The following is a 20,760-nucleotide window of genomic DNA, read 5'->3' as shown; positions in this document are numbered from 1 at the left end:
CAGCGGCCGGATTGAGAGATCCTAGTCCAGTTCGGGCAGTAATTGCACGTCAACGGGAACCTTTAGCAGGCGCTCGATCCGTTTCTGAGTCTGCTCGGGAGGCGCGCTGCACCAGAACTCCTCACGACCGGGCTCAGCTGCCTCAGTCAACAGATCGTGTGTGGACAGTTGCCGTTGGAGTTGTTTAGCTACGGCAGGTCCGGTATCGATGATGGATATACCGGCTCCGGCTTCTTCGGCAATCATCTGTTTCACAAATGGATAGTGGGTACAGCCCAGCACCAGGGTATCAACACCACGCTCGAGAATCGGTTGTAACTGTTGAGAGACAATTCGCCGGGTTGTCTGGTGATCATGCCCATTTCGTTCAATGGCCTCTACCCAGCCATGACAGGGACAGATGATGATTTCCGAACCATCCGCATGCTGCTGCAGCAGGGCTTTAAACTTATGGCTGTTAAGTGTGCCATGGGTGGCCAATACACCCACCATCCCACTTTGGCTCAGCGATATTGCCGGTTTCACGCCTGGTTCCATGCCGATAATCGGTAACCTGTAAGTCTCACGCAGATCCTTGACGGCTGCAGCCGTTGCGGTATTGCAGGCGATAACAACCGCTTTAACATTTTGTGAAATCAGAAATTGTGTGATTACCCGGCTTCGTCGAAGAATGTAGTGCTTGTCTTTCTCGCCATAGGGCAGGTGAGCCCGATCTGAGACATAGACCAGATTCTCATTCGGTAGCAGAGAGCGGACATGTTGCAGAACTGATAAACCGCCGATGCCTGAATCGAAAATCCCAATCGCTGCTTCAGACGGCATCACCAACCTCAAATTTCAGTAGCCTTTCAATCTCATGCTCCAACTGTATATAACTGACAAGGAGCTGATCGGTGTCCTCCTGTTTACACACCTTTTCAAACGCTTTGACTCTATAGTCAAGTGCCGGCACGCCACATGAAGAGGTGGAACCATGAATTTTATGGGAAAGCTCTTTGAGATTATTCCAGTCAGATAGATCGATGAGTTTTTTGATAGCTAAAAGCTGTTGAGGCAGTTCCAGGCAGAGTTGCTTGAACATCTCATCGGCAAGTTTTTGATCACCACCGGTTATTGCCAGCAGTTTATCCATATCCCTGACCGGCAGCTCACCGAACGACATAACAGACTCAGACATTTGCTGCTGAGATACGATCATTGAATCTGTGGAATCCTGTGAAAATATATTATTGATTACGGACCACATTTGGGGTTCATCAATCGGTTTCAGCAGATAACCATCCATGCCGGACTCCGCTATCTGATTTCGAGTCGCCGGTACAGCGTCTGCAGTCAATGCAATGATCGGGGTGTGGTTCGAGCCCTGTTCATTTCGCCGAATGATCTCTGCGGCCTCTGTGCCTTTCATCTTCGGCATATGAATATCCATCAGTATCAAATCGTAGCGGTTGTTTTGTGTTTTTGAAATGGCGCTTAAACCATCATAGGCCTCTGTAACAATTGCGCCTTTGCCTCTCATTAATGTACTGATCAGTTTAAGGTTGATATCGTTATCATCGACTACAAGAATATTATAGTTTTCCAGGCTTGGTTGAGCGGTGTCGGCACTCTGTTTAGTGAGAAAGTCCGGTTGCTGCGCTTTGGTGGCAAAAATGGTCCTCAGGTTCTCTTCAAGTTTACTGGTGCTGAAGGGTTTTGATAGGTAGGTGTCATTACTCAATGACTGAAACTGTTCGATCACGGTTCGTTCCGAAGCACTGAGAAATGTAAGTAACGGTATCTTGCAGCGGGATTTCAGGCGTTGAATTTCAAATTCTGCAATACCTGAGGTGATTTCCGTATGTGAGAAGCCAAGCACAATCAATTGAATGTCAGCCGTGCAATCTATAGGAAACTGCCCGTCGATCACCTCTATCTGATAGGACTCCAAGGTGTGTTTGAGGGCCAGATAAGAGAGTCGATGGTTGTCGATCAGTATGGCGCGTTTATGAAAGCCAAATGCTTGTTCCTTATTCAGGCTGCTGTTGGCGGGTTTTGGCAAGGGGATTGAGACGATGAAGTTGGCACCTTTACCAATACTACTGAATAGTTCAATGTCACCATTCATTGATTGAGCCAGTTTTTTACAGATACTCAGGCCAAGTCCTGTTCCTCCATACATTCTACTGGTGGATGAGTCAGCCTGTTGGAATGATTCGAACAGCATGTTTTGTGCTTTATTATCGATCCCTATACCGGTATCGGTAATGGAAAACTTCAAAACACATCGACTGTTGGTTTCAGCATCAATCATTACGCGTATGACAACTTCACCTTGATGAGTGAACTTAATGGCATTACTGATCAGATTGACCAGAATTTGCCGTATTCTTGGCTCGTCTCCAATCAGTGTTTTCGGTACGTCCGAATAGACTAACAATACCAGTTCAAGTCCTTTGTCATGAGCCGATGGTGATAGCAGAACAGTAGGATCCTCAAAGCACTCTCTTACATTGAAGGGAGCGGTTTCCGGCTCAAGCTTGCCATATTCCAGTTTTGAGTAGTCGAGGATTTCATTGATGATATCGAGCAGGTTGATGGCGGATTTGGATATTGTGCTGACCAGGTCACGTTGCTGTTGAGATAAGTCTGTTTTCAACAAAAGATTGGTAAAACCCAGTACGCCATTCATCGGTGTACGGATTTCATGACTCATGTTTGCCAGGAATTCTGATTTTGCCTTGCTGGCGGATAGGGCGCGTTTTTTTGCCAGATCCAGTTCCACATTCTGTATCTCAATAGCCTCCATGGTCTCAGTAAGCTCTGCTGTGGCCTGATTGATCTGTTGCTGCATGGTTTCGTGAGAATGCAGAATCCGGCTGGTCATCGCATTGAAGCCTTCCTCAAGGCTGCGGATTTCACCTTTTGATATCTCAGGTACACGCGCAGACAGGTCGCCGTCACGCATGCGTGAAACAGCCTGGGTCAATCGTGCAATCGGATTGATTACCGAGCGACTGAGTGCAAGTGAGAAAAAAGCGGTTATAACCAGACCCACTACCAGCATGATAATGGTATTTCTTATGATGCTGGTTTTGTTTTGATTAAGCCTGGTTTTACTTAGGGTTAAAATCACATTGCCCATACTCTTGGTATTTTCAGTATTGGTCTCCTGCAGTTGGTCTGGGTAATCGGTGATTTCAATATTTTCAATGATATAGATTGCTGGTGCGCTGAACTGGGTTAAGTTGCTACTCTTTTCAACCACCTTCTTATTCATATGGGAGAGCAGTGCACCTGAGGCATCAAAGACCTTGATACTGTAAACGTCATCCTGAAGAAAAACCGGTCGTAGACTCATCTCCAGAATGGTTTTATCACGGGTAAATATGCCATATACACTGATTGCTGCTGATTGATTGGCGATCGATTCTCCGCGCTCATTGAATAGTTCGTTTAACTGCTCCAGCTGGGTGCTGATCAGGTAAATCGTCAGCATCAGAGCCAAAATAAAGGCCGGCAATAGGCCAATCATCAAAGCCTGAAATTTCAGTGATCTGAGTTTAGTCAAAATCATGTTGTATATAATCCATCATTCGCGATTTCAGTTTTGATTCAGACTTGATAGGAAAACCTAAAGAGCGGGCGACATCGGTATTGAAAAGTACTGAGAAATATTTACCCATCTGTTGCTCTAATGGGATCTGTTCTGAGCTGAAGTGGGCGATAATATTGTCTCTGACCTGGTAAGCGATATCTTCCGGTGAGGAGTAGACTGCGGCCAGTGCTCCTGCTTTCACATAGGCCGAGGAGAAGCCGATTAAAGGAACTCTTTTTCGATACGTGGATAGCAATATATTCGAAACAGTGGATTTGTTATGTATGTTTGTGTCCGGCGTAGTCAGAAAAATATCGATTCTTTCCAATAGATTATTGATTGCAGTGCCGACGTGGTCATTGGAAAAGATTTGCTCGATAAGCAGATTCAGTTTCAGCCGCATCGCGGCGTCCTGCAGCGACTCCACGGTGCCTTGGTCTTTGCTATCCACAACGATGCCAATATCTTCAAATCTACTGGACAGCGCCTTGATCAGTGCCAGGCTATGGCCTGCAGGCTGGTCGAGGTAAAGAAAGTGCTGCTTCGGATTGGTTGTGAGATTCTCCTGGATCATGACATTATTTTTTGGGATTAGGGCGGAGATGATGGTTATGTTGTGGATATTTTTTCCGGAAGTAATCGCCGCATGAGTGCCCAATGTGATAATCGCTTTATACCGCTTGTGTATTTGCTGATCGTAGGAGGAGATATGAACGATGTCGTAGTTACTGTTTTGGCAACTCAACCCATGATCGCGACAGTATTTAATGGTTGAGTTGGTTATGGTGGTGGCTACATCGAGGTAGACATCCTTATTGTCGCTGAGAAGGATCAGGATATTGTTATAGTCGTTTTGAGATCTTGCGGTTCCAGGGAGCAAACTAAGTAAACTGAACAAGATGGCCAGGATCGAGAAGGTTCTGGACAGGGGCTTGTTTTTGTTTGCTTTAACCGATTGTCTGAAAGCACAGAGGCACACTCTACCTGGGTAGACTCGCTGAGCAGAATGTGTCTCTGTGCCGGTCATATGAAGTGGAATTAGTAATTTAATTTGGCCTGTAAATAAGCTCTTCTTTCCCAGATATTGTGTTCATCAACCCTGTCGCTATGGTAAAAGTCAAAATTCTCCTTATGAATATTCTGCAATATCAAGGCGATATCCATTTTTGCCTTTTCCAGGCTCAATCTCTTGTTGAATTTGAGGTCGAGTCGGCTGTAGTTGGGTACTGCGTCACCCTCACCAGGCCACTCCATTTCATCAGTAAAATAGTAGCCTAAACTCATGGACACACCGTCATCAAACATATGGCTGGCCAATAGACTGAAGGTGCGCTGGGGAATTTTCTCATCGGCATTCTCCCGATAACTGAAAACACCATCTTTGAGTCGCTTTATCTCATTACCACTGACATTCAGATAGCTGAATCCGAGAAATACCATATCTCTGCTAGTCGGGCGGAAATTCATTTCAAACTCGATACCATTGATCTCAACCGTACCAAAGTTGGTATAGGTGAAAGCACCTCGCTGATAAAACCTATTAAATTGATAGAGAATCTCCAGATCAACAGGGTCAGTGATTCCTCTGTCGGGATCAGGCAGGTCGAAATTGCCATACTGATCTATGATGTCGTTGTATTCCTCGTGAAACAGACAGATATCAAAGTTCAATCCATAATCGGTTATGTTACCGAAGTAGCCGGCTTCGAATCGATCGATTCTCTGCGGGTCCAGCTCCTCTGTGCTGATCACCCAGGTGTTCAGGGCGTCATCCTGATCTCCCAGATAAACAGACAAATTTACATTGTCTTCATAGATGGTCGGCATCCGATAGGCTCTTGAACCACTTATTCTGAAGGTGTTGCTTGGGGATAAATGATAATTAAGCCCAAGTCTTGGAGAAAAAACCTGTTTCTTACCTTCGAATTTTTCAAGCATGGCACCGGCATTGATAACCGTGCTGGGGGTGGCATACCATTCACTATTCAGAAAGAGTCTGTATAAGTCTCTGGAGATTGCTTTATCCTGTTGGAAAAGCCAGGGACTCTCGCCTCGGTCATGGCGTGCACCCACACCCCAAGCTATTCGAAGATCATCAACCGGTTCAAGTGTATTCTCAATCTCCAAATCATAACGATGTGATTTAAGTCCAATCCAGGAGAAGACAAATGGTGAATCGGTCATATTCAGCGCTTGCAGCAGAGACTCAAAATCGTATCTGCCGCCTGAAATGGAGGCTGCAAACAGATCAGGCCGCAAGGATTCATCAAATCCCTGCAAATCGTCGATTGCATTGATCTGTTCAGATAATGTTGGGGTGTAATAGGTATCATCCACTTCATAATAGTTGTGGTAGAACTGAACATTTACTTTGTTTTCAGGGGATATAAAGTGATTCCAGGCGATGGACTGGTAGTTGTACTTGGATTCGATCTCTCGCTCTTCCTGCAGCAGATTAGGGTGTCCCTCATCATAATCACCACTCACAACAGCCAGCTCCGCATTCAATGAGTTGTGCTCATCAAGCTGGTAATCACTGGTAAATTTCAGCCACTTTGAACGGCTGGCATCATCTCGATTGTCAAAGCCTTCATCCTCTTTATAACTGGCCGAAAGTCGATAGGCGAAATCTCCCAGTTCAGCGGAATGTGCTGCGTCGATATATCGGGTTAATCCATAGCCGACGGTTGCCGAGGCCATGGTACTTGGCATCTCTTTGATTTGGTCAGTGACAATGTTGATCACTCCGGCATAGGAGTTGGAGCCATAGGCGGCAGCATTCGGTCCCCGAATGACCTCGATTCTCAGGATCTCATCCAGACTCAGTGCAATCTCAGACCAGGGTATGCCGCCATAGACCGGATCATAGATTGATCGACCGTCGATCAGTACCTGCATATCCCTGGCATACTCATCCGCATGTCCATGATAGGTGACAGTCGCTCTTGATCCTGCATAGAAACCGATTGTAAATCCAGGTACCAGTCTGAGCAGATCAGGTATGTTCAGCGCGGTGCTGGCCTGGATCATTTTTCGGTCGATTACGGTCATGGCTGTCGGAGTATCTGCCTGTGACTGACTCAACCTGGTGGCAGAGAGCACAATGGGAAGATCATCGTAGAAGTAATCTTCTGAGAAGTTATCCTGGTGATTATCAGCATAGAGATTGGTTGAGGAGAGCAGTACCCCAGTACATAACAGGTTTTGTATGAAATGGGGGTAGTATTTGATTTTCAGCATACGAAGGCCTTGAATGGAATTAATTGGTAATTTCATCCATGATTAACGAGTTGCTCCAATAGATGGTCGTCTGTAATCAATGTCATTGATTCATAAATATTTTTATATACTACAGCAGCACTTTTCAGCGATTGGTTTAGAGCGGAATCTCCTACAACCATAGGGTTTTCCGCAGTATTCACAACAGCAGTGCTGAGGTTAAGACAATTTTACAGTGATTGGTAGGGAATTGGTCGGAATCTAAATACTACTCGAGATCTGTCATCCGCTGACCAAACAGTTATACAGACTCCAACAAGGTCACTCGGTATGAGTTGAGCTTGCTCTAGGGATTCATGAGGCCAGGCGAGATTGGTGGGCTACAGGTTGCCGCTATTCCCATGCCAATAGCCATCGCAGCTGCCAAGCGGGATATATTGCTGCAAATCTTCAGGTTGATCACCCGCCAATGCCTGGGAATAGGCTGTGACGATTTTTTCAGTGTGTCTGTATTGCGGACTGATGCGGAGAATATCGACTTCGAGTCGTTTCAGCTCCGCCAGTTCCGGTAGTAGATTGCAGCTTTTTGCCGAGACGGTTTGGATGCCATTTAAGGCCAGCAGAGTCTCACCATCCTGGGTTGAGAGGAGTCTCCCCTCAGGATATTCGATGCATTTGTACTGACAGTCATCCTTGGGCAGATTATGGGAGCGGGCGGTGAAGCAGCGTGCCGAGAGTGTCAGTGGCATGCGTCCGTGACAGAAAACTTCCGTCTCAACGCCTTGCGGTCGCTGCTGTTGCATCTGCTGCAAAGTCTCCCTGCCCAGTTCAAGCGGCATCACCCAACGGGTGAGCCCTTTCGCAGCAAGATGTTTCAGGGTTTCCGCATTGTAGATGTTTATGCTCGGCCCGGTAGTGAAAGGCAAACTTCTTTCATGCAGGATCTGTACGGCGCCTATGTCGTTGGCCTCCACGGTAAAACGGCCATTTTCACAGATTTTTCTGAGAGTCTTCAGTTCGGATTCGGCCTCCAGCAGTGCCAGCGTGGAGAGTACGATCTGTTTGTCGCTCTGCTCATTCAGTTTGGTTGCGATGTCGATCCAATCCTGAGTCTTCAGGCTGCGACGCTTGGAACAGACGGTTTCACCCAGATAGATGATGTCTACCGGCATTTCTGCCGCCTGCTCATAGAATTGGTAGATCTCTTCTTTCGGCCAGTAGAACAGAATGGGTCCGAGTGACAACTTAGGATTGGTGCTCATGAATTACTGCCAGGGTCTGTAATAGGGGCCGAGGGTGGTTGAGTTGCCTTCTGAAACCTGGTCGAGGGCACTTTGCCAGGCGGCTTGTGGCTGATAACTTTGCGGGTCGCGCTGACAGGCGTCGATGGCGGCACGCCAAATTTTGGTAACTTGGGCGATATACGCAGGCGCCCGTTGTCGACCTTCGATTTTGATCGCCCTGACCCCCGACTCATAGAGTTGGGGCAGAAGCTCCAGTGTATTCAGAGAGGTGGGCTCTTCGATGGCATAGTAAGTGTTGTCTCCCACGGCAAAACGACCTTTGCATATGGTGGGATAACCGGCCTGTTCCTCCCGGCCATATCGGTCGGTCAGGATACCGTTGAGACGGGATTCCAGCCCTTCACTTGTCTCCCGATATTCAACAAATTGTGCCGGGGAGCAGGCGCCGTGGGTGTTGGGTGATTCACCGGTAACATAGGAGGAGAGTATGCAACGTCCCTCAACCATCACACAAAGGCTGCCGAAACCGAAAATCTCTATCTCGACCTGGGTATTTTCGATCACCTGCTTGACCTGGCTGAGTGATAACACCCGTGGCAGCACGGCCCGCTTAATGTCAAATGAGTCGGCATAAAACGCCAGTGCTTCATAGTTGGTGCTCGAGGCTTGAACGGACAGATGCAGGTTCAGGTCGGGATAGCTGTTATGGGCATACCCCAGGATACCGATGTCGGCGCAGATCAGGGCATCAACACCAAGTGATGCAGCGCTATCCACCGCCTGACACCAACGTTCCCAGCCCTCAGGTCTAGGGTAGGTGTTGATCGCCATGAAGACCCGTTTACCGCGGGATTTAGCATAACTGATCCCTTCTCTGGCCCGTTTCAGATTAAAGTTGAGTCCGGGAAAATGGCGGGCGTTGGTATCGTTTTGCAGCCCAAAGTAGACCGCGTCCGCACCGTTATCGACGGCTGCTTTGAGGGAGGGTAGATTGCCGGCCGGGCAGACCAGTTCCATATTGCTTCTCATAGTTAATAATCCGGCAAATAGTTCATATGAATTCAGGCGACGTTTCGGCAGCTCTGGCGGCGACGCTGCAGTTCCCGGGTGATGCCATTTAACACCCGCCATTTCAGTGTGCACCAGGCGGGTGTCAGAAGAATTTTTTCGGAAGCGGTGCCGGTTAGTCTGTGCCAGACGATGTTGTCGGGGGCCTGTTCCACCAGATCGGCAGCGATCTGGATATATTCGTTCATCGTCAAAGGGGTGTATTCGCCGTTTCGCCAACTGTTTGCCAGCTGGGTTCCTTTGACCACATGCAGCGGGTGCAGCTTGAGGCCGTCTGTACCGAGCGTTGTAACCCGCCGTAGACTCTCCCGGTTATGCTGGACAGTTTCACCAGGTAGACCGGCGATCAAATGGGTGCAGACCTTGATGCCTCGGCTTCTCGCTCTGAGTACCGCATCCTGGTATTCGGCGAACCCATGTCCCCGATTGACCTGTTCCAGGGTCTCATCAAAAGCGGATTGCAGGCCAAGTTCCAGCCAGATCTCATAACCTTGTGCCTGATAACCGGAGAGTAATTCCAATACCCCGTCGGGAACGCAGTCAGGCCGGGTGCCGATCGAGAGCCCGATGACGTCCTGCTCGGCAAGTGCCTCATCATAGCGTTCCGTCAGCCGCTCAAGTGAGTCGTAGGTGTTTGTATATGCTTGAAAATAGGCAAGATATTTTTTTGCACCGGTACGCTTTCGAATAACCTCCCGGCCGGCTTGCAACTGCTCGTTGATCGGTTTCGGGCGGCGACCATTGGGGCTGAACGAGACGTTGTTGCAGAAAGTGCAGCCGCCAAGTCCTTTGGTACCGTCTCTGTTAGGGCAGGTGAACGCTGTATCAAGCGCAATTTTATGCACTCTCTCCCCATATCGATTGAGCAGATACTGCCCGAATGTGGGGAGTTGTTCAGCCAGGGTGGTCATGAGGATCAGCCCACAACATTGAGTTCGCGGCGACGAAATTTCACTTTCAGTTGTCTTGCGATACCTTCGCAGGCTTCAATATCGACCCCATCCAGGCCAACGATCGCCGTGGCAGTCACATCCGGGATATATTTTGTTGCCCGATCAAGAAATGCCAGCATGGCCTGGTAGGAGCCAGGCAGGTTGGGACGGCAGTGCTGATCGTAAATCTCACTGTTTTGCGCGTTCAGCGAGACCGATAGGGCATCGACGCATTCCGCCAACTCAGGCAGGGTGTCTTGTTTGTGCACCAGGTTGGAGAGTCCATCCGTATTGACCCGCACACGTCCGCCGTGCTGTTTGACATGGCGGGCGACCTCCAGCAGTACATTGAGCCTGAGCGTGGGTTCGCCATAGCCACAAAAGACAACCTCATCATATTTGGACACATCGCCAAGGGATGTGATCACCTCTTCAGCCGTGGGGCGGTGGTGAATGGTCAGATCGTAACCCTGTACCGTCATATCACCCTGGGTCTTTGGGCAGAAAGCACACTCAAGGGTGCAGCGGTCAGTAATGCTGAGATAGAGATTGTTGCCGATTTGGTAGCTGATCTGCTGTTGCACGATGCTCTCATAGAGTGAGTTTAGAGAGGCTATCCTAGCGTTTGAATTGAGCGAAACAATGACTTTGGTCAAGTCAATCACTGAGACAAAAGGATAGTACAACCGGTTTTTTACACTTATTTAGATCAGAGGGATTGTTGGATTCCAAGAGAGGCGGTCTGCAGTAATCGTGCACTACTTATTTACCGCCACCCATTGTCTTCATCATTTTCTGGCAGATCACCTTGAAGTTCTCGAACTGCTGGCGTGTAACCCCTGGCCCGCTTAAGCCATTATCGGCATAAAAAAGTCCCACCGGTTTGTTACGGATGAAGATCGACATGGAGACGAATCCACTGGTATTGATCTGTTCTTTCGCCTCTTGGGGGATCATGGGAAGGTATTTTTCAGCATTATCCTTATTCAGGATAATTGCTTGAGGTTTGGTTAATAATATCTTGAATAGACTCGGTTTTTTTGTGTCTAATGCAAATCCTTTCAGGGACAGTTGCTGTTCCGACTCTATGACCAGGCGGGACCTGATCATGGCGTGATCGGGGGTAAGCATGGCAAACATGGTGCGGCTCAGGCCGAGATCATCGTGCATCTGTTGCAAGGCGCTGTTGAGCATCTCCTGCAAAGGGTTGCTCTTTTGCGCCGGTGGCGCAGGCGTGTTGCTGACGGCGGCAGGCTTTTGCTGTTTCGGTGGTGGCGTTTCCGCTTCAGGCACTGACTTGCCGGTGCTGGGCTCAGCCTTCTGAACTGGTGCCGGTTGAGGTTTTTCCGCTACAGCCTTTTTCGGCGGGGGAGGACTTTTGGCTGGTTGCTCCGATTTTTTACTGGCAGGCTTTGTGGTGGGCTTCGGATCACCGCTGATGATATAGAAACCCGGTAGCGGCAGGGGAAGGGTGTGCAGATCCCGTGCGGCTTCCGCAGCCAGCTGGTGTAGGGCTGAGATGGCATTTTCCTGGGGGATTTCCAGGAACTCGGCCAACAGCTCCAGATTCCCGATGGTCTTTTCCCGCCGCCAACCCAGGCTGGTTTCTCTGGCAATCGCTGAGGAGAGCATCACAGAGAGGGGTTTGGGCAGAAAACTGTTGGAGATGCCCTGTGACTCTATGATCAGATCCGGTAGCTGCCAACGTTCGCTCAAGCGGATATTGAGTGTCTCGAATGTACAGCCCAACTCGGCTTTGGCAACACTCTCCCGGTCATCCCCACCGAGAATTTTGTTTTGCACACGTTGCATCTCATCCGGAACCACAGACCACAGGGCCATCTCGCCGATATCGTGCAGCAGGGCCCCGGTATAGAGTCCATCCGTGTCCGGCAGATTCCGCATCTTGGCCAAACTGCGGACATAAAGTGCTGCATGAGCCGCCCGACTGTAGCCATTGTAGAGACCGCGTCTTGGGGGACCTTTCAGTTTATCCTCGAGCGAAGGCAGGGTTTTACTCGCCTGTTCGATCAACTCCATCCCCAGCATCGGGATGGCCAGTGTGATTCGGGTGATCGGCTCCTTGGGTTGAGTGGGTAGCTGGCTGAGCTTTTGCATCACATACAGGCTGAACCCCGGATCTCGGGAGATCACTTCCGAAAGCCGGTTATGGTTAACACTGGATTTATTGAGTAGGTCCCTGACCTGGGTCAGGGTGCGCTGCATGACGGGAAGGGGCTCAGACGAGAGCTGCCGTACCCACGCTTCAACGGTTTGGGACATAGCCTGCAAATATTATGGTTGATGAGGTTTTCTGCATTCAGAAACACCCCGGGGTTTATTGATAAAACGCTACCAGAGTATCGGTTTTTTAGTTTATCGCTCCAAGATAAAACCTATGCGATGCGCTGGCAAGGTCTGATTGGTCCAGCAACCGGTAATCTGCCTGTTGGTCGGTAGGGAAAATTACTTGGTTTCTGCGGGAACGGGGGGGTGTTAAACTAACCGGTTTGAATATTCGGTATTGAGAGGTTTGTATGGCAGGACACAGTAAGTGGGCCAATATCAAGCATAAAAAGGCTGCAAATGATAAAAAGCGCGGCAAGATCTGGACCAAATTGATCCGTGAGATCACAGTCGCTGCCCGCATGGGGGGTGGTGATCCCAATGCCAACCCCCGATTGCGTCTGGCAATGGACAAAGGACTTGGCGCCAACATGCCCAAAGATACCATTGAACGGGCGATCAAACGGGGTGCCGGCGGCAGCGATGGTGAGAATTACGATGAGATTCGCTATGAAGGTTATGGGCCCGGTGGCACGGCCGTGATGGTGGATTGCATGACCGACAACCGCAATCGCACAGCCTCAGAAGTCCGTCACGCCTTCAGTAAGCTGGGCGGCAACCTTGGTACCGATGGGTCGGTGGCCTATCTGTTCACCAAACAGGGCATCATCAGTTTTGCATCCGGCTCCGATGAAGAGCAGGTTATGGATGCGGCACTTGAGGCCGGCGCTGAGGATGTGCTCACCAATGATGACGGCTCCATCGATGTGATCGCCACACCGGAGAGCTTCTCCGAGGTGAAGGATGCCCTGTTTCAGGCGGGATTAGAGCCGGAAAATGATGAGGTTACCTATGTGGCTTCGACCCAGGCGGAGCTGGATGAGGGGGATGCGGACAAATTGCTGCGTATGATCGATATGCTTGAAGATCTCGACGATGTGCAGAATGTCTACACCAATGCAGAGATTTCAGACGAAATCCTCGATGCAGTTGGTTGAATGCTGAGGATAATCGGCATTGATCCGGGCTCTCGGATTACCGGATTTGGATTGATCGAATCCGATGGTGTACACACCACCCATCTGTTCCATGGCGTGTTACGTCTGGAGGGCGAAGCACTGGCGCCCAGACTGGGACAGATTTTTACCGGCATCAGTGAAGTGATCAACCAGTACCAGCCTGAAGTGATGGCGATTGAACAGGTCTTCGTTTCGAAGAATCCTTCATCGGCACTCAAGCTGGGGCAGGCCAGAGGTGCGGCGATCTGTGCTGCGGTCAATCAGGGATTGTCGGTGGCGGAATACTCCCCCAGAGGGATCAAGCAGGCTGTTGTGGGGACCGGCCGGGCGGAAAAAACCCAGGTCCAGCACATGGTGCAGATGTTGCTGAAGCTGCAGAAAAAGCCCCAGGCCGACGCAGCCGATGCCTTGGCCGTGGCATTGAGCCATGCCCACAGCAGTAGGATTGGATATGCAAAGCGTAGCAATGGTATGAGAGGTTTTCAGCCGTGATCGGTCGTCTTAGAGGCGAGCTCGCCGCGAAGCAGGCACCCCATCTGTTGGTCGATGTGGGTGGCGTCGGATATGAAATCGAAGCGCCGCTTTCGACCATATTCTCACTCCCGGAAATCGGTCAGAAGGTCACTTTGCTGACCCATTTGATCGTCCGGGAAGATGCCCATGTACTGTATGGCTTCAGTAATGAAACTGAACGAACTTTGTTTCGTAACCTTTTGAAAGTAAATGGCGTAGGTGCCAAAATGGCGTTGACGATTCTCTCCGGTATGAGTGCCGAGGAGTTTGCTCGCTGTGTCGAGTTCGAGGATGTTGCGGCGCTGGTCAAACTGCCGGGTATCGGTAAAAAGACCGCCGAGCGGTTGATCATCGAAATGCGCGACCGGTTGGCGAAGCTGTCCGCTTTCAGTGTCTCCGGCACAGGGGCTCAAGCCATTGCAGCAGATCACCCCGTCTCGGCCAATGCGGATGCTGTGGCAGCACTGGTGGCGCTTGGTTACAAATCCCAGGATGCCAGCCGGATGGTGAAAAGCGTGGAACAGCAAGACATGGACAGTGAAGCACTTATCAGGGCCGCTCTGCAGGGTGCGGCTAAAAAATGACAGGATCACCGGTGAACGAAGAACCCAGATTGATCGATGGTGCGGCTACGGGAGATGATGATCTGCTGGAGCGGGCTATCCGACCCAAACAGTTGTCCGACTATGTGGGGCAGACGGCTGTGTGTGAGCAGATGGAGATCTTCATTACCGCAGCAAGGGGACGCGAGGAGGCCCTTGATCATGTCTTGATTTTTGGCCCCCCGGGATTGGGTAAGACCACCTTGGCGCATATCATCGCCAATGAAATGGGGGTCAACCTTCGACAGACATCCGGGCCGGTACTTGAAAAACCCGGGGACCTGGCTGCCTTGTTGACCAATCTGGAACCCCACGATGTGCTGTTTGTCGATGAGATTCATCGCCTCAGCCCGGTGGTGGAAGAGGTGCTCTATCCGGCGATGGAGGATTATCAGCTCGATATCATGATCGGTGAAGGCCCTGCCGCCCGCTCCATCAAGCTCGATCTGCCCCCCTTCACCCTGGTCGGTGCAACCACCAGGGCGGGACTGCTGACCTCACCGCTGCGGGATCGTTTTGGGATCGTGCAACGCCTGGAGTTCTATGATGCTGCGGATCTGGCGCGTATCGTCAGCCGTTCTGCCGGAATCCTGAATATCGGTATCGACGCTCCAGGTTCCGGGGAAGTGGCTCGACGCTCGCGGGGAACCCCCAGAATTGCCAACCGACTGTTGAGAAGAGTGCGCGACTATGCCCAGGTCAAAGGGGACGGTCATATATCGGTAGAGCTTGCAGACAAGGCATTGAAGATGCTCAAGGTGGACAGTAACGGATTCGACAACATGGATCGTCGACTGCTGCTGGCGGTCATTGAGAAGTTTGATGGCGGACCGGTAGGGGTTGATAATCTGGCTGCGGCGATCGGCGAGGAGAAGGGCACGATTGAGGATGTGCTGGAGCCCTATCTGATACAGCAGGGGTTTATGATGCGAACGCCAAGGGGTAGAGTCGCCACACAGGCAGCCTATCTGCATTTTGGCTTGACCCCAAGATCCGGGGATCATATGCCATCTGAGGATGAACTGTTTTAGGGGCTGTTAACATTAATAGCGAATACGGATTAATCAGGGAACTCAGATAACATCACACAATCATAGTAGGTTAGTTTCGGCAGCGGAATCGGTCGAATAACGGTCTTGGGGTATGAAAAGCAGTCATAATCGATTTATCTGGCCGGTCAGGGTCTACTACGAAGATACCGATGCCGGTGGTGTGGTCTATTACGCCAACTACCTGAAATTCATGGAGCGTGCCCGCACCGAATGGCTGCGGAGCAAAGGCTTCGAGCAGGACGAGTTGCTGCGGAAAGACGGGATCATCTTCGCAGTTCGTCATGTCGATGTGGGATACCATCATCCCGCCCGCTTTAACGATGCGCTGGAGGTGTCTGCCGCCGTGTCACGGAAGGGGCGTGCCAGCCTGAGTTTCTACCAGGAGGTGGTGCGCGCCGAGGATACACGCATACTTTGCCAGGGAGAGATCAAGATTGCTTGTGTGAATATGAAGACCATGCGCCCAACACCTATTCCAAAACATATATTGCTGGAGATTGCGGATGTCGACTGACCTCTCCATTACCCATCTGATTCTGAACGCCAGTCCGGTCGTGCAGTTCGTCATTGCCTTGCTGGTGTTTGCCTCACTCAGCTCCTGGAGCATGATCTTTGATCGCATGCGGGTGCTGAAGAGTGCCATGAAAGATGCGGATGATTTCGAAAGCCGCTTTTGGTCGGGTGGTGACCTGGCGGAACTCTACCGCCAGTTGGAACGTGAAACGGATGATGAATCGGGTATGGCCTCGGTGTTTCGTGCCGGGTTTCGTGAGTTTGCCCGTCTCCGAACCAAGGGTCACAAGGACCCGATGGCTATGGTGCAGGGGGCGCAACGCTCGATGCGGGTCTCTCTGAACCGGGAGGTTGATCGTCTGGAGAGTCATCTTTCAACCTTGGCAACCATCGGTTCCACCAGCCCCTATGTGGGACTCTTCGGTACTGTTTGGGGAATCATGAACTCATTTACTGCTCTGGGTAACGTCAAGCAGGCCACCCTGGCGCTGGTCGCCCCGGGTATCGCCGAAGCCCTGATCGCCACGGCGATCGGTCTGTTTGCCGCGATTCCTGCGGTCATCGCCTATAACCGCTACTCCAACGATGTGGAACGTCTGAATAACCGTTACGACGACTTCGTGGAAGAGTTTGCAACCATCCTGCAGCGTCAGGCTGTATCCTGATCGGGTTTGTGAGCAGATGAGTCGCAGCAAAAATCGTCGTCGTCCGATGTCTGAGATCAATGTGGTCCCCTACATTGATGTTATGCTGGTGCTGCTGGTTATTTTTATGATCACGGCACCGCTGCTGACCCAAGGGGTCCAGGTTGAGCTGCCCCAGGCGGATGCGGAACCCCTCTCCAGTGAAGTGGACGAGCCCCTGGTGGTGACGGTAAATCAGGCAGGGGATCTTTTTATCGACATTGGTGAGGATAAGGATCAACCGGTGGAAGAGGATGCCCTGGTCGAGCGGGTGCGGGCGGTACTCAAATACAAACCCAAGACCCCGATCATGGTACGCGGCGACAGAGGCGTACCCTATGGTCGAGTCGTGGAAGCGATGGTGCTGCTTCAGGCAGGGGGCGCACCAAGTGTCGGTCTGGTAACTGAATCACCGGAGAAGTAGTCGTGTTAGGGGTGCTCAAACGCAATCCATTTTCGGTGATGCTGGCGCTGTTGCTGCATTTTCTGATCGTATTCTTTCTGGTGTTTGGCGTCGATTGGGAGAAAAAACCGAAACCGATCGCCTCCCAGGCCAATGTGGTGCAGGCACACACCATCGATCTGGACAAGATCAATGAGAAAAAGGCCGAGGAGAAAAAGGCGCAGCAGCTGAAGAAACAGCAGCAGGAGAAAAAGCAACGTCAGGCTGAAGAGAAAAAACGTCAGCAGGCGCTTGAAAAGAAACGGGTTGCTGAGCAGAAAGCTCAGCAGAAACGTGAGGTGGAAGCCAAACGGAAAGCCGAGGCCAAGCGAAAAGCGGACGCCAAGCGCAAGGCAGAGGCCAAGCGAAAAGCGGACGCCAAACGCAAGGCAGAGGCCAAGCGTAAGGCGGAAGCGGAAGCAAAACGTAAAGCTGAGGCGAAACGCAAAGCCGAAGCGAAACGAAAAGCCGAGGCCAAGCGCAAGGCGGAAGCGGAAGCGAAGCGTCGTGCTCAAGCTGAACGGGAAAGGGCGCTCCAGGCGCAGATCGCCGCTGAGCAGAACAGTCGTGAAATCGATCGTTATGGTGCGGTTATCAAACAACAGATCGAGCGCAACTGGTTGAAACCGGCTCAAAACACAGAAGGACTCTCGTGTGTGGTGCAGGTCAGGCTGATACCCGGAGGGGATGTGGTTCCCGGTGGAGTCAGTATTATCCGCAGCAGTGGTAATGCGGCTTTCGATCGTTCGGTTGAGGCCGCGGTCTACAAGGCAGCACCGCTGCCGGTGCCCAGTGGCGCTTTGTTTGAATCATTCCGCTCATTAAGATTAAACTTTAAGCCGAATAAATAACTAATTGTTAATATGAAAAAAATAGTTTTGATGTTGCTGGTGTTTTTGGCTTGTCATTCCGTAGTGAAAGCCGAACTGACCATCGAGATAACCGAAGGCGTTGAAGGTGCGCTGCCAATAGCCGTGGTACCTTTCGGCAGGCTGGGCAGAGGACAGCCGGCGATGGATCTGGCTGAGGTGATCAATGCGGATCTGCAGCGTAGTGGGCGTTTCAAGACCATCCCACGGGCCGATATGCTCTCCCGTCCCACCTCCGATAGTGAAGTCGAATTCAAAGACTGGCGGGCACTGGGTGTGGAGAACCTAGTCGTCGGTCAGGTGGAGTCCACCGGGGCGGGAACCTATCAGGTGCAGTTTCAACTGCTCGATGTCTATCGGGGGCAGCAACTCACCGGTTACAGCATCCCCACCACGGCATCCAACTTGCGCAGTACTGCCCACCGGATTGCCGATATCATCTATGAGAATCTGTTGGGTATTCCCGGTGCATTTTCCACCCGGGTCGCCTACATCACCTCAACCCGGCTGGCTGACGGCAAGAGCCGGCTCGGTCTGAATGTTGCCGACGCGGATGGTCACAACCCAGAGACCATCGTCACCTCAAGCGAGCCTCTGATGTCACCGGCCTGGTCCCCGGACGGGATGAAGATCGCCTATGTCTCTTTCGAAGGTGGCCAGTCAGCAGTCTATGTACAGGGTGTCTACACCGGCAAACGTCAGAAAGTCACTTCCTTCAAAGGTATCAACGGGGCGCCAGCCTGGTCCCCCGATGGCCGCAAGCTGGCACTTACCCTGTCGAAGGGGGGAAACCCGGATATCTATATCTACGATATGCGCAGCCGCAAGCTGCAGCAGATCACCCGTCACTACTCGATCGACACCGAGCCAGCCTGGTCTCCGGACGGCAAGAGTTTGGTGTTTACCTCGGATCGCGGAGGCAGACCCCAGATCTACCGGGTATCCGCTTTTGGTGGCAAGGCGCAACGTGTTACCTTTGAAAACAGTTACAATGCCCGGGCTTCATTCTCACCCGATGGAAAACTGCTGACCTTTGTCACTCAGGACGAGGGTAACTATCGAATTGCGGTGCAGGATCTCAAAACCGGCGTGATGCAGGTTTTGAGTCAGGGGAGACTGGATGAGTCACCCAGCTTTGCACCCAACGGCAGTATGATTATCTACGGCGCCAAGGCTGGTCGCCGCGGCGTACTCGCTGCAGTCTCGGTCGATGGGCGGGTCAGACAGCGTCTTGCCTTGCAGGCCGGGGATGTACGCGAACCGGATTGGTCACCTTTTAAGAAATAATGCACGAGTGAATTAGGAGAACTTCCATGAAAAAAGTGCTGTCACTATCCGCCACCATCACACTCTCTTTGTTGTTGATGATCGGCTGTTCCTCAACCCCAACCACTGAAGGCGGGGCCGAGGTATCTGAACAATCCACCGGCGCCGATAGCGAAATGGGTGCAGCCGGCAGTGAAGCGTCCACCTCTGCCGCCTCACAAGGCGAAGAGTGGTACGGCGATCCACTTGAGAATCCCAACAGCCTGCTGGCTACCCGGGTGATCTATTTTGACTACGACCAGAGTGTGGTGCGATCTGACTACCTGGAGGTGATCCAGGCTCACGCAGACTATCTCGCCGCCAATCCACAGGCCGTTGTCCGTCTGGAAGGTCATGCGGATGAGCGGGGTACCCGTGAATACAATCTTGGTCTGGGTGAAAACCGGGCCAACTCAGTACGCAGCCTGATGATGGCTCAGGGTGTGGCGGATAACCAGATGGTGGTCGTCAGTTATGGTGAAGAGAGACCATCTGCCTTCGAAAACACCGATGAGGCAATGGCGCTCAATCGACGTGTTGAATTGGTCTACTGATTGGGGAGAGGTTCATGAACTCACGCTTCAGACTGGCGATTATCAGCCTGGCGATCGGGCTGGGGGTTAGCACTCCGAATCTGGCAGCAGAGAATGGTCCAAACATGGAACAGCGTCTGCAGCGGATTGAGCGGATGCTGCAAAATCAGAGTCTGGCGGATCTGGTGCTGCAACTGCAGCAGTTGCAGAGAGAGGTACAGCAGTTGCGTGGCGATGTGGAGTTGCAGAAACACACCATGGACGCCATGAGCCGCCGGCAGCGGGATCTCTACCTGGACATCGATCAGCGGTTGTCCCGCTTTCAATCCGGCGGGGCGTCTTCACCCCCGCCGGTTTCCGCACCACCTCCTGTATCTGCCGCACCCCCTGCAAACCAGCAGAGTAGTGTGCCGCCAGTCACGTCGATTGACTCAACCAGCTCCGCGGTAACACCCCCGGATCCTCAACAGGAGGAGATGGTCTACCAGGAGGCATTCAATCTGTTGAAGCAGGGGCGCTACCCGGAATCGATTACCGCCTTTAGTGCGTTTCTCAAGGATTACTCCGGTGGCAGTTATGAGGACAATGCCCAGTACTGGCTGGCGGAAGCGAGTTATGTGAACCGGGATTTCGATACCGCCCTGGCGGAGTTCACCAAGGTGAGGGAAAGGTTTGCCCAGAGCCCGAAGGTGCCCGGTGCGATGCTGAAGATGGGATATATCCATTACGAGAAAAAGCAGTGGGATGAAGCGAAAAAGATACTGCGTGAACTTCAGTTGAACTATCCTGCCACCACCGAGGCCCGTCTTGCTGAAAAGCGGATCCAGCGGATCACAAAAGAGGGGCGCTGAGACAGATCAACTGGTTGAGTGATTCAACCTATGCTCGCGAATCGTTGAATTG

General features: G+C 51.4%; 20 protein-coding genes. 11 read left to right on the top strand and 9 right to left on the bottom strand.

Going from position 1 to position 20,760, the window contains the following annotated elements:
* Positions 1–21: 21 nt before the first annotated feature.
* The 9 genes from murI to AC4IE8_RS16270 all read right to left on the bottom strand — a co-directional run bounded on the left by murI (position 22) and on the right by AC4IE8_RS16270 (position 12,323).
* The gene (gene murI, locus AC4IE8_RS16310) at positions 22–822 is read right to left on the bottom strand and encodes a glutamate racemase (protein WP_068995545.1); all 801 of its coding nucleotides are present in this window, start codon (positions 820–822) and stop codon (positions 22–24) included.
* The gene (locus AC4IE8_RS16305) at positions 812–3,514 is read right to left on the bottom strand and encodes a response regulator (protein ID WP_490791477.1); all 2,703 of its coding nucleotides are present in this window, start codon (positions 3,512–3,514) and stop codon (positions 812–814) included. Before AC4IE8_RS16305 ends, murI begins: the two co-directional genes overlap by 11 nt.
* A gap of 28 nt (positions 3,515–3,542) precedes the next feature.
* Positions 3,543–4,604, bottom strand: a complete 1,062-nt coding sequence (locus AC4IE8_RS16300) for an ABC transporter substrate binding protein (protein WP_068995547.1) — start codon at positions 4,602–4,604, stop codon at positions 3,543–3,545.
* Positions 4,605–4,615: 11 nt separating this feature from the next.
* Entirely contained in the window at positions 4,616–6,817 is a 2,202-nt protein-coding gene (locus AC4IE8_RS16295) for a TonB-dependent receptor plug domain-containing protein (protein WP_068995548.1), read from the bottom strand.
* Positions 6,818–7,176: 359 nt separating this feature from the next.
* A complete protein-coding gene (locus AC4IE8_RS16290; RefSeq protein ID WP_068995549.1) occupies positions 7,177–8,058 on the bottom strand; it encodes a U32 family peptidase in 882 nt (293 codons plus the stop codon).
* Positions 8,059–8,061: 3 nt separating this feature from the next.
* Complete coding sequence (ubiU, locus tag AC4IE8_RS16285; protein ID WP_068995550.1) at positions 8,062–9,057, bottom strand: ubiquinone anaerobic biosynthesis protein UbiU; 996 nt, start codon at positions 9,055–9,057, stop codon at positions 8,062–8,064.
* A gap of 44 nt (positions 9,058–9,101) precedes the next feature.
* The gene (gene mnmL / locus AC4IE8_RS16280) at positions 9,102–10,019 is read right to left on the bottom strand and encodes a tRNA modification radical SAM protein MnmL/YtqA (RefSeq protein ID WP_490791476.1); all 918 of its coding nucleotides are present in this window, start codon (positions 10,017–10,019) and stop codon (positions 9,102–9,104) included.
* 5 nt (positions 10,020–10,024) lie between these two features.
* A complete protein-coding gene (locus tag AC4IE8_RS16275) occupies positions 10,025–10,624 on the bottom strand; it encodes a TatD family nuclease-associated radical SAM protein (RefSeq protein ID WP_490791475.1) in 600 nt (199 codons plus the stop codon).
* 178 nt (positions 10,625–10,802) lie between these two features.
* On the bottom strand, positions 10,803–12,323 hold the full coding sequence (locus AC4IE8_RS16270; RefSeq protein ID WP_068995553.1) for an HDOD domain-containing protein: 1,521 nt from the start codon (positions 12,321–12,323) through the stop codon (positions 10,803–10,805).
* Between the two features lie 254 nt (positions 12,324–12,577).
* On the opposite strand from AC4IE8_RS16270, the gene AC4IE8_RS16265 reads away from it, so the two are divergent.
* From AC4IE8_RS16265 to ybgF, 11 genes are all read left to right on the top strand, one after another.
* Complete coding sequence (locus AC4IE8_RS16265; protein WP_068995554.1) at positions 12,578–13,324, top strand: YebC/PmpR family DNA-binding transcriptional regulator; 747 nt, start codon at positions 12,578–12,580, stop codon at positions 13,322–13,324.
* Complete coding sequence (gene ruvC / locus AC4IE8_RS16260) at positions 13,325–13,837, top strand: crossover junction endodeoxyribonuclease RuvC (RefSeq protein WP_068995555.1); 513 nt, start codon at positions 13,325–13,327, stop codon at positions 13,835–13,837.
* Positions 13,834–14,442 (top strand): Holliday junction branch migration protein RuvA, encoded by a 609-nt coding sequence (gene ruvA / locus AC4IE8_RS16255; protein ID WP_068995556.1) that lies wholly within the window; start codon positions 13,834–13,836, stop codon positions 14,440–14,442. The genes ruvC and ruvA overlap by 4 nt, the downstream gene beginning before the upstream one ends.
* On the top strand, positions 14,439–15,491 hold the full coding sequence (ruvB, locus tag AC4IE8_RS16250; RefSeq protein WP_490791474.1) for a Holliday junction branch migration DNA helicase RuvB: 1,053 nt from the start codon (positions 14,439–14,441) through the stop codon (positions 15,489–15,491). The genes ruvA and ruvB overlap by 4 nt, the downstream gene beginning before the upstream one ends.
* 112 nt (positions 15,492–15,603) lie before the next feature.
* Positions 15,604–16,026 (top strand): tol-pal system-associated acyl-CoA thioesterase, encoded by a 423-nt coding sequence (gene ybgC / locus AC4IE8_RS16245; protein ID WP_068995557.1) that lies wholly within the window; start codon positions 15,604–15,606, stop codon positions 16,024–16,026.
* A complete protein-coding gene (gene tolQ / locus AC4IE8_RS16240) occupies positions 16,016–16,690 on the top strand; it encodes a protein TolQ (RefSeq protein ID WP_068995558.1) in 675 nt (224 codons plus the stop codon). The genes ybgC and tolQ overlap by 11 nt, the downstream gene beginning before the upstream one ends.
* Positions 16,691–16,706: 16 nt before the next feature.
* Complete coding sequence (tolR, locus tag AC4IE8_RS16235) at positions 16,707–17,132, top strand: protein TolR (RefSeq protein ID WP_068995559.1); 426 nt, start codon at positions 16,707–16,709, stop codon at positions 17,130–17,132.
* 2 nt (positions 17,133–17,134) lie between these two features.
* Positions 17,135–18,001: a cell envelope integrity protein TolA gene (gene tolA, locus AC4IE8_RS16230; RefSeq protein WP_490791473.1), complete on the top strand. Its 867-nt coding sequence runs from the start codon at positions 17,135–17,137 to the stop codon at positions 17,999–18,001.
* Between the two features lie 12 nt (positions 18,002–18,013).
* Entirely contained in the window at positions 18,014–19,306 is a 1,293-nt protein-coding gene (gene tolB, locus AC4IE8_RS16225) for a Tol-Pal system beta propeller repeat protein TolB (RefSeq protein ID WP_068995560.1), read from the top strand.
* A gap of 26 nt (positions 19,307–19,332) precedes the next feature.
* Entirely contained in the window at positions 19,333–19,878 is a 546-nt protein-coding gene (gene pal / locus AC4IE8_RS16220; protein ID WP_068995561.1) for a peptidoglycan-associated lipoprotein Pal, read from the top strand.
* A gap of 14 nt (positions 19,879–19,892) precedes the next feature.
* Positions 19,893–20,708 carry a tol-pal system protein YbgF gene (gene ybgF, locus AC4IE8_RS16215; protein WP_068995562.1) on the top strand — a complete coding sequence of 272 codons (816 nt, stop codon included), beginning with the start codon at positions 19,893–19,895 and terminating at the stop codon, positions 20,706–20,708.
* Positions 20,709–20,760: the final 52 nt, after the last annotated feature.

Source organism: Candidatus Thiodiazotropha sp. AKAK2 (genome assembly GCF_058244685.1).
This window is presented reverse-complemented; position numbering and strand designations above follow the sequence as displayed.

Coding starts and splice junctions, on each gene's coding strand:
- tolR (WP_068995559.1), top strand. CDS start 16,707: ATGAGTCGCAGCAAAAATCGTCGTCGTCCGATGTCTGAGATCAATGTG.
- tolB (WP_068995560.1), top strand. CDS start 18,014: ATGAAAAAAATAGTTTTGATGTTGCTGGTGTTTTTGGCTTGTCATTCC.
- AC4IE8_RS16300 (WP_068995547.1), bottom strand. CDS start 4,604: ATGACCGGCACAGAGACACATTCTGCTCAGCGAGTCTACCCAGGTAGA.
- pal (WP_068995561.1), top strand. CDS start 19,333: ATGAAAAAAGTGCTGTCACTATCCGCCACCATCACACTCTCTTTGTTG.
- ubiU (WP_068995550.1), bottom strand. CDS start 9,057: ATGGAACTGGTCTGCCCGGCCGGCAATCTACCCTCCCTCAAAGCAGCC.
- ruvB (WP_490791474.1), top strand. CDS start 14,439: ATGACAGGATCACCGGTGAACGAAGAACCCAGATTGATCGATGGTGCG.
- AC4IE8_RS16290 (WP_068995549.1), bottom strand. CDS start 8,058: ATGAGCACCAATCCTAAGTTGTCACTCGGACCCATTCTGTTCTACTGG.
- murI (WP_068995545.1), bottom strand. CDS start 822: ATGCCGTCTGAAGCAGCGATTGGGATTTTCGATTCAGGCATCGGCGGT.
- ybgF (WP_068995562.1), top strand. CDS start 19,893: ATGAACTCACGCTTCAGACTGGCGATTATCAGCCTGGCGATCGGGCTG.
- AC4IE8_RS16270 (WP_068995553.1), bottom strand. CDS start 12,323: ATGTCCCAAACCGTTGAAGCGTGGGTACGGCAGCTCTCGTCTGAGCCC.
- AC4IE8_RS16305 (WP_490791477.1), bottom strand. CDS start 3,514: ATGATTGGCCTATTGCCGGCCTTTATTTTGGCTCTGATGCTGACGATT.
- tolQ (WP_068995558.1), top strand. CDS start 16,016: ATGTCGACTGACCTCTCCATTACCCATCTGATTCTGAACGCCAGTCCG.
- ruvC (WP_068995555.1), top strand. CDS start 13,325: ATGCTGAGGATAATCGGCATTGATCCGGGCTCTCGGATTACCGGATTT.
- AC4IE8_RS16295 (WP_068995548.1), bottom strand. CDS start 6,817: ATGCTGAAAATCAAATACTACCCCCATTTCATACAAAACCTGTTATGT.
- ybgC (WP_068995557.1), top strand. CDS start 15,604: ATGAAAAGCAGTCATAATCGATTTATCTGGCCGGTCAGGGTCTACTAC.
- mnmL (WP_490791476.1), bottom strand. CDS start 10,019: ATGACCACCCTGGCTGAACAACTCCCCACATTCGGGCAGTATCTGCTC.
- AC4IE8_RS16265 (WP_068995554.1), top strand. CDS start 12,578: ATGGCAGGACACAGTAAGTGGGCCAATATCAAGCATAAAAAGGCTGCA.